This window comes from uncultured Phascolarctobacterium sp. (assembly GCF_937920985.1).
Classification (GTDB): domain Bacteria; phylum Bacillota; class Negativicutes; order Acidaminococcales; family Acidaminococcaceae; genus Phascolarctobacterium_A.
Genome location: NZ_CALDXR010000044.1, coordinates 1 through 6,267, shown reverse-complemented (window position 1 = coordinate 6,267; position 6,267 = coordinate 1). Strand labels below are relative to the sequence as shown.

The 6,267-nt window shown below is 43.5% G+C and carries 4 protein-coding genes; all 4 read left to right on the top strand.

Translation table 11 applies throughout. The features are described from left to right. Positions 1-558 precede the first annotated feature (558 nt). The 4 genes from Q0612_RS08010 to Q0612_RS07995 all read left to right on the top strand — a co-directional run bounded on the left by Q0612_RS08010 (position 559) and on the right by Q0612_RS07995 (position 6,166). Positions 559-2,217 (top strand): Na+/H+ antiporter NhaC family protein, encoded by a 1,659-nt coding sequence (locus Q0612_RS08010; RefSeq protein ID WP_298883097.1) that lies wholly within the window; start codon positions 559-561, stop codon positions 2,215-2,217. Positions 2,218-2,408: 191 nt separating this feature from the next. Beyond that, positions 2,409-3,755: an MATE family efflux transporter gene (locus Q0612_RS08005; protein ID WP_298883094.1), complete on the top strand. Its 1,347-nt coding sequence runs from the start codon at positions 2,409-2,411 to the stop codon at positions 3,753-3,755. Between the two features lie 213 nt (positions 3,756-3,968). Beyond that, complete coding sequence (gene dapF / locus Q0612_RS08000; RefSeq protein WP_044484008.1) at positions 3,969-4,856, top strand: diaminopimelate epimerase; 888 nt, start codon at positions 3,969-3,971, stop codon at positions 4,854-4,856. A 107-nt stretch (positions 4,857-4,963) separates the two neighbouring features. Then, positions 4,964-6,166 carry an LL-diaminopimelate aminotransferase gene (locus Q0612_RS07995; RefSeq protein WP_293830522.1) on the top strand — a complete coding sequence of 401 codons (1,203 nt, stop codon included), beginning with the start codon at positions 4,964-4,966 and terminating at the stop codon, positions 6,164-6,166. Positions 6,167-6,267: the final 101 nt, after the last annotated feature.

Sequence of the window (6,267 nt, the reverse complement as noted above, 5' to 3'; positions counted from 1 at the left end):
AAGCTTTGCTTACTTACGACTGAGGATAGATAGCTGCGGACTAACTTAGCTTACTACCGTACTTTCTTTGTTCGCGAGAGTTATATCGTTCCAGTCAGCAGCAATTTTCCCGTGCCTGTAGGGCACAACGCAAATTTCGCATGGAACCAGAACGAAACTGCGGTAAAATTTGTCAGACGGTAACATTTTGTTACGTCCCTTGTTTCTATGGTTCCAGATGCTTATTTGCTAAAATTGCTATTCCTTACACGATATATCCCTCGCTCAGTTTACTAGAGTTTTATGTGCGCATTATCTAATTAGCATCAACTGAGGATTCATCGTGTCCTGAAGAAAATATTCTCATGCATTGGTTCCTACAAATTCTGTCAACTGTGAATAGACATTAAAGCAATATAAATCAGTGTTAAAGTGCTGTGTTTTGCACTTATCAACCCAATAATGTTCATTTTTTAACAAATTGTCTGCGAGTTTTAATAATATGCTTGCTTTTAGTTACGTAATCATGATATAATTTTTTCGGACTTTTTAGAAAAAAATTATGGAGTGATTAATTAGATGAGAAAAATCAATTATTTGTTTTTGGTGGTAACGCTTGTTATCATGGCTGGTCTATTTTATATAAGCGGACAGCATCCTAACACTGTAGATCCTGCGACCTATAAGCCTGCCGTATATTCGACTATCGGTGCACTGCTGCCACCGGTTATCGCAATTGCTTTGGCCTTGATTACGAAGGAAGTATACTCTTCCTTGTTCGTAGGTATCGCCATCGGTGCACTGTTATATTCCAACGGTAATCTTGAGCTTGGTTTAAATACTATGCTTTACAATGAAAACGGCGGCATGATTACCAAGCTGTCGGATAGCGGTAACGTTGGTATTATGGTATTTTTGGTTATTCTTGGTATCATGGTAGCTCTTATGAACAAGGTTGGCGGCAGTGCTGCTTTCGGTCAGTGGGCTTCTAAAAATATCAAGACCCGCGTTGGTGCGCAGCTCGCTACCATTGCACTGGGTGTACTTATTTTTGTCGATGATTATTTCAACTGTCTGACTGTTGGTTCCGTAATGCGTCCTGTTACCGACAGACATCAGGTTAGCCGCGCAAAGCTGGCATATCTTATTGACGCAACTGCTGCGCCGATTTGTATTATTGCGCCGGTTTCCAGCTGGGCTGCAGCTGTAACCTCATCAGTACCTAAAGGCTCTGATATTAACGGCTTTAACATGTTCCTGCAGACTATTCCGTATAACTTCTATGCAATTACTACATTATCTATGATGCTTCTTTTGACCATCATGAAATTTGATTTCGGCAGCATGAAGGTTCATGAGGATAACGCAAATAAGGGTGACCTGTTTACTACTGCTGCTCGTCCGTATGGTGATGATGATGACAATACCGATAAGCCTAACGGTGCGGTTATTGACCTTGTACTGCCTGTAATTGTACTTATTATCTGCTGCATTATCGGTATGATTTATAGCGGTGGCTTCTTCACTGGTGAAACCTTTGTTGATGCCTTTGCCGGTGCTGATGCTCCTAAAGGCCTGGTACTCGGCAGCATAGCAACCTTCTTCTTTACCTTCTGCTTCTACATGGTCCGTAACGTAATGACCTTCAAGGAATTTACCGAGTGTATTCCTGCCGGCTTCAGAGCAATGGTTGCACCGATTATGATTTTGACTATGGCTTGGACTCTGTCCGGTATGACTGGTCTTTTAGGCGCTAAGTTCTATGTGCATGACCTTGTTGCAGGCTCTGCAGGTATCTTGAAAATGTTCCTGCCGACAATTATCTTTGTTGTTGCTATGTTCCTTGCGTTCTCTACCGGTACAAGCTGGGGCACCTTCTCTATTCTGATTCCTGTTGTATGCAACGTTTTCGGCTCCGGTGATACCTATGAAATGCTGATTATCTCTATTGCTGCCTGCCTGAGCGGCGCGGTATGCGGTGACCACTGCTCACCTATCAGCGATACAACAATTATGGCATCCGCAGGTGCACATTCCGACCACGTTAACCACGTTTCCACACAGCTGCCCTATGCTTTGACTGCAGCTTCCGTGTCTGTTACTGGTTATCTGATTGCCGGCGGTATTGCGTACTTTACGGAAAGCTCCTTGGCGCTGATTGCTTTGCCTATTACGCTGTGCTTATTATTTGTAACATTGCTGGTTATGCGTACTTATATGCGTAAACAGGCTGCTTAAGTGAAATATTTTATGAACGAAAAGCTGATACAGAAATGTATCGGCTTTTTGTATGTTAAGCATTGCTTATCATAAGCGTTATATTATGCCTTATAAATATAACCGGGCAGAGAAAATATCAATTTGCTATTGCCTAAATTTAGTATTATAATATCTATCACTAGCTAAAAGAAAGAGAAGGTATTGAAGATATGCGGACAAGCATGGACATGCTTAATGGTTCCTTATGGGATAAAATATTAAAATTTTCTATGCCGGTAGCTGCAACAGCTATCCTGGAGCAGTTTTTTACCGCTACAGACGTAGTAATTGCCGGCAATTTTGCTAATGGCGACAGAACTGCGGCGATGGCTGCCGTAGGAACAGATTTGCCGATTATTGGTATGATTATTTTTCTGTTCTTGGGCCTAGCTTTGGGCTCTAATGTTGTTATTGCGCAGTCTATCGGCAGACGTGATACGGAAGGCGTAAAAAAGGCAGTGCATACTGCTGTACTGCTTTCGCTGATTATCGGTATTGCGGTAGCTGTTTTTGCACAGTTTGCTGTTGTGCCGATTTTAGATTTGTTGGAAATTCCGGCAGAAGTTTTACCGTCAGCTGTGATGTACCTTAGAATATATTTTTTAGGTATGCCGATTATTTTGCTGTACAATTTTGAGGCGGCTATTTTCCGCAGTATCGGTGAAACGCAAAAACCGTTGATGGCGCTTATTGCAGCCAGCCTGGTTAATATTGTGCTGGATTTATTCTTTGTCTGCGTATGCAAGCTGGATGTTACCGGTGTAGCGATTGCTACAGTGTTGGCTAACGCGGTTTCTGCTTTGATTTTGCTCCGCTTATTGCTGAAAACAGATTCTATAATTAAATTGGAATGGAATAAGCTGCACCTTGATATGCCTACGCTGAAAGAAATTGTAAGCATCGGCTTGCCGGCAGGCATCCAAGGCGCAGTTTTCAGCTTGGCAAATGTAGTTATTCAGGGTGCTATCAACAGCCTGGGAACAGAGGTCATTGCTGCCTCCAGTGCTTCGCTGATTCTGGAGATGGTAGCGTTCAGTATCTTCAGCTCCTTTACACAGGCGTGCACAACCTTTGTTGGGCAGAATTATGGCGCCAGGCAGTTAGCTCGTTGTCGTAAGATTTTACGCTTGTGCCTGCTGGAGGATGTTATCTGCACCGGTATTTGTATGCTTATAGTGTTCCTCTTTGGTGACAGGCTTATTGCGCTTATCAATGATGACAGTGAGGTTATCAGGCTGGGATATATCAGAGCAGCTACAGTATTCTGCGCCTATATTTTCAGCCTTACGTATGATGTAATGTCGGGTTATCTGCGCGGCTTCGGCATATCGTTCTTACCGTCGCTGCTTACGATTTTAGGTGTATGTGGTGTACGCTTCTTATGGGTTGCCTTTGTTTTCCCAGTGTATCATGATTTCCGCACCTTAATGTATGTTTATCCTGTAAGCATGGGCGTAACTGCTGTGCTGATTTTTGCTGCCTTGATGTGGTGCAGACCGTCCAGGAGATTTGCCTAAATATTTTCTGAAGATGTTTCTTACTGCAGAAAAAGAGTTCTAAGTGAAATTTTTGCAGATATAAAAGCAATAATGTCCGTTATCTTTAACCGGTGCAGAAATGTACCGGCTTTTTTGTGTGCTAAAGCTAACTTTATTGCTTATCCGGTTGGAATTTTAGCGTATTTTTGCTATAATGAGTAAAGAGGATTCAAAGGAGGAAGGACCATGAAAATAGAATTTACAAAAATGCATGGTGCTGGCAATGATTATGTCTATGTAGACTGCACCAAGGAGATGCTGCCGAACCCTGGCGCTATTTCCGAATATGTAAGCCATAGACGCTTTGGTATTGGCAGTGACGGTCTTATCTGCGTGTGCAAATCTGACGTTGCTGATTTCAAAATGCGTATGTTCAACGCTGACCGCAGTGAAGGCAAGATGTGCGGTAATGGCGTACGCTGCGTAGCTAAATTTGTGCATGATAAAGGCCTGACTGATAAAACTACCATTACGCTGGAAACTCTTTCCGGTGTTAAGGAAATTGAGATGGTTGTTGAAAACGGCGAGGTTGTAGGTGCTAAGGTGGATATGGGCAAGCCTGTCTTCCGTGCTACCGAGATTCCGATGAATTGCGACCATTATATTTTTGTCGACCAGGCAATTGTTCTGAATGATAATCATGATGATGTAACCAAAGAAAAGGTTTTCTATAACGGTACAGCAATTTCTATGGGCAATCCGCATTTTGTTACCTTTGTGGATGATGTGGACAGCCTGAACCTGGAAGAGCTGGGACCGCAATTTGAACATCATAAGCTGTTCCCTGAAGGCGTAAATACGGAGTTTGTACAGGTTCTTGATAAGAATACTGTCAAGTTCCGCGTTTGGGAGCGTGGCAGCGGCGAAACCTGGGCTTGTGGAACTGGTGCGAGCGCTGTTACTGTAGCCTGCATTATGCTGAACAAAGCAGGCAAGAAGGGCGAACCGCTCAATGTACATTGCAAGGGCGGCCTGCTCAAGGTTACGCATGAGCTGAATGACCATGTAACCTTGGAGGGCAACGCAGTCGCAGTATTTGACGGCGTGATAGATATTCCTGAGAGTGTTATCAACGAGTAAACAAACTGCTTAAACTACTGGCTGCAGGTATCTCGAATGCTTGCAGCTAGTAATTTTTCAAGCGTTTGCTATAAATTTAAAATGATTTTAATAATGGGGGTTTTTCAATGGCATTTGTAAACGAAAACTATTGTAACTTAAAAGAAAGCTATCTTTTTGCTGACATTGCACATAAGGTTAACGCTTATGCTGAGGCACATCCAGATAAAAAGATTATTCGCCTGGGCATTGGTGATGTTACCCTGCCGCTGGCAAAATGTGTTGTTGAGGCAATGGAAAAGGCTGTTGCTGAAATGGGCGTACAGGCTACCTTCCGTGGCTATGGTCCGGAGCAGGGATATGATTTCCTGCATGAAGCATTAGTTAAATACTATGCATCTTTTGGCGTTACTCTGGCAAGCGATGAAATTTTCATCAGCGACGGTGCTAAGAGCGACTGCGGTAATATTACCGATATTTTCAGTAATGCCAATACAATTCTGATTCCTGATCCGGTATATCCTGTATATCTGGATACCAACGTAATGTGCGGCCGCAACATTATTTATATGGAAGGCAAGCCGGAAAATGATTTCCTGCCGATGCCGGACGAAAATGTTAAGGCTGACGTTATTTATCTGTGCTCTCCGAATAACCCGACCGGTGCTGTTTATACTAAAGAACAGCTGGAAAAATGGGTTGCTTACGCACTGAAAAATGATGCAGTAATCCTTTATGATGCTGCTTATGAAGCATTCGTAACTGATCCGGCAATTCCGCGCAGCATTTTTGTTATCGAAGACGCTAAAAAATGTGCTATTGAGCTGTGCTCTCTGTCCAAAACTGCCGGCTTTACCGGTACCCGCTGTGGTTATACTGTTGTACCGCACGCATTGGTACGCAAAACTGAAGGCGGCAAGGAAATGGAGCTGAACAAAATGTGGCTGCGTCGTCAGACCACCAAGTTCAATGGTGTTCCTTATATTATCCAACGCGGTGCTGAGGCTGTATTCAGCGAAGAGGGCATCAAACAATGTCGCGAAAACATTGCTTACTATCAGGAAAACGCACGTATCATGATGGCTGGCTTTGATAAGGTTGGCATTAAGTATTATGGCGGCGTACATTCTCCGTACATCTGGCTGCAATGCCCGAATGGTATGACCTCCTGGGAGTTCTTCGATTTCCTGCTGGAAAAATTGCAGGTTGTAGGTACTCCGGGTGCCGGCTTCGGTACTATGGGTGAAGGCTACTTCCGTCTGACCGCTTTTGGCAGCCGTGAAAACACTATTGAAGCTATGGACCGCATTGTCAACGGACTGAAAAAATAAGCTAAAACATTTCAAGCCGTACTGTGTCTTGAGGAGATAGTACGGCTTTTGTGGTGCGCCCAGCATGGGCGATAACTAGGTGGTGAAAGTCCACTACGCGC

Bases quoted from the DNA above. Each gene is read 5' to 3' on its own strand.
- Q0612_RS08005 (WP_298883094.1), top strand. From the start codon at position 2,409: ATGCGGACAAGCATGGACATGCTTAATGGTTCCTTATGGGATAAAATA.
- Q0612_RS08010 (WP_298883097.1), top strand. From the start codon at position 559: ATGAGAAAAATCAATTATTTGTTTTTGGTGGTAACGCTTGTTATCATG.
- Q0612_RS07995 (WP_293830522.1), top strand. From the start codon at position 4,964: ATGGCATTTGTAAACGAAAACTATTGTAACTTAAAAGAAAGCTATCTT.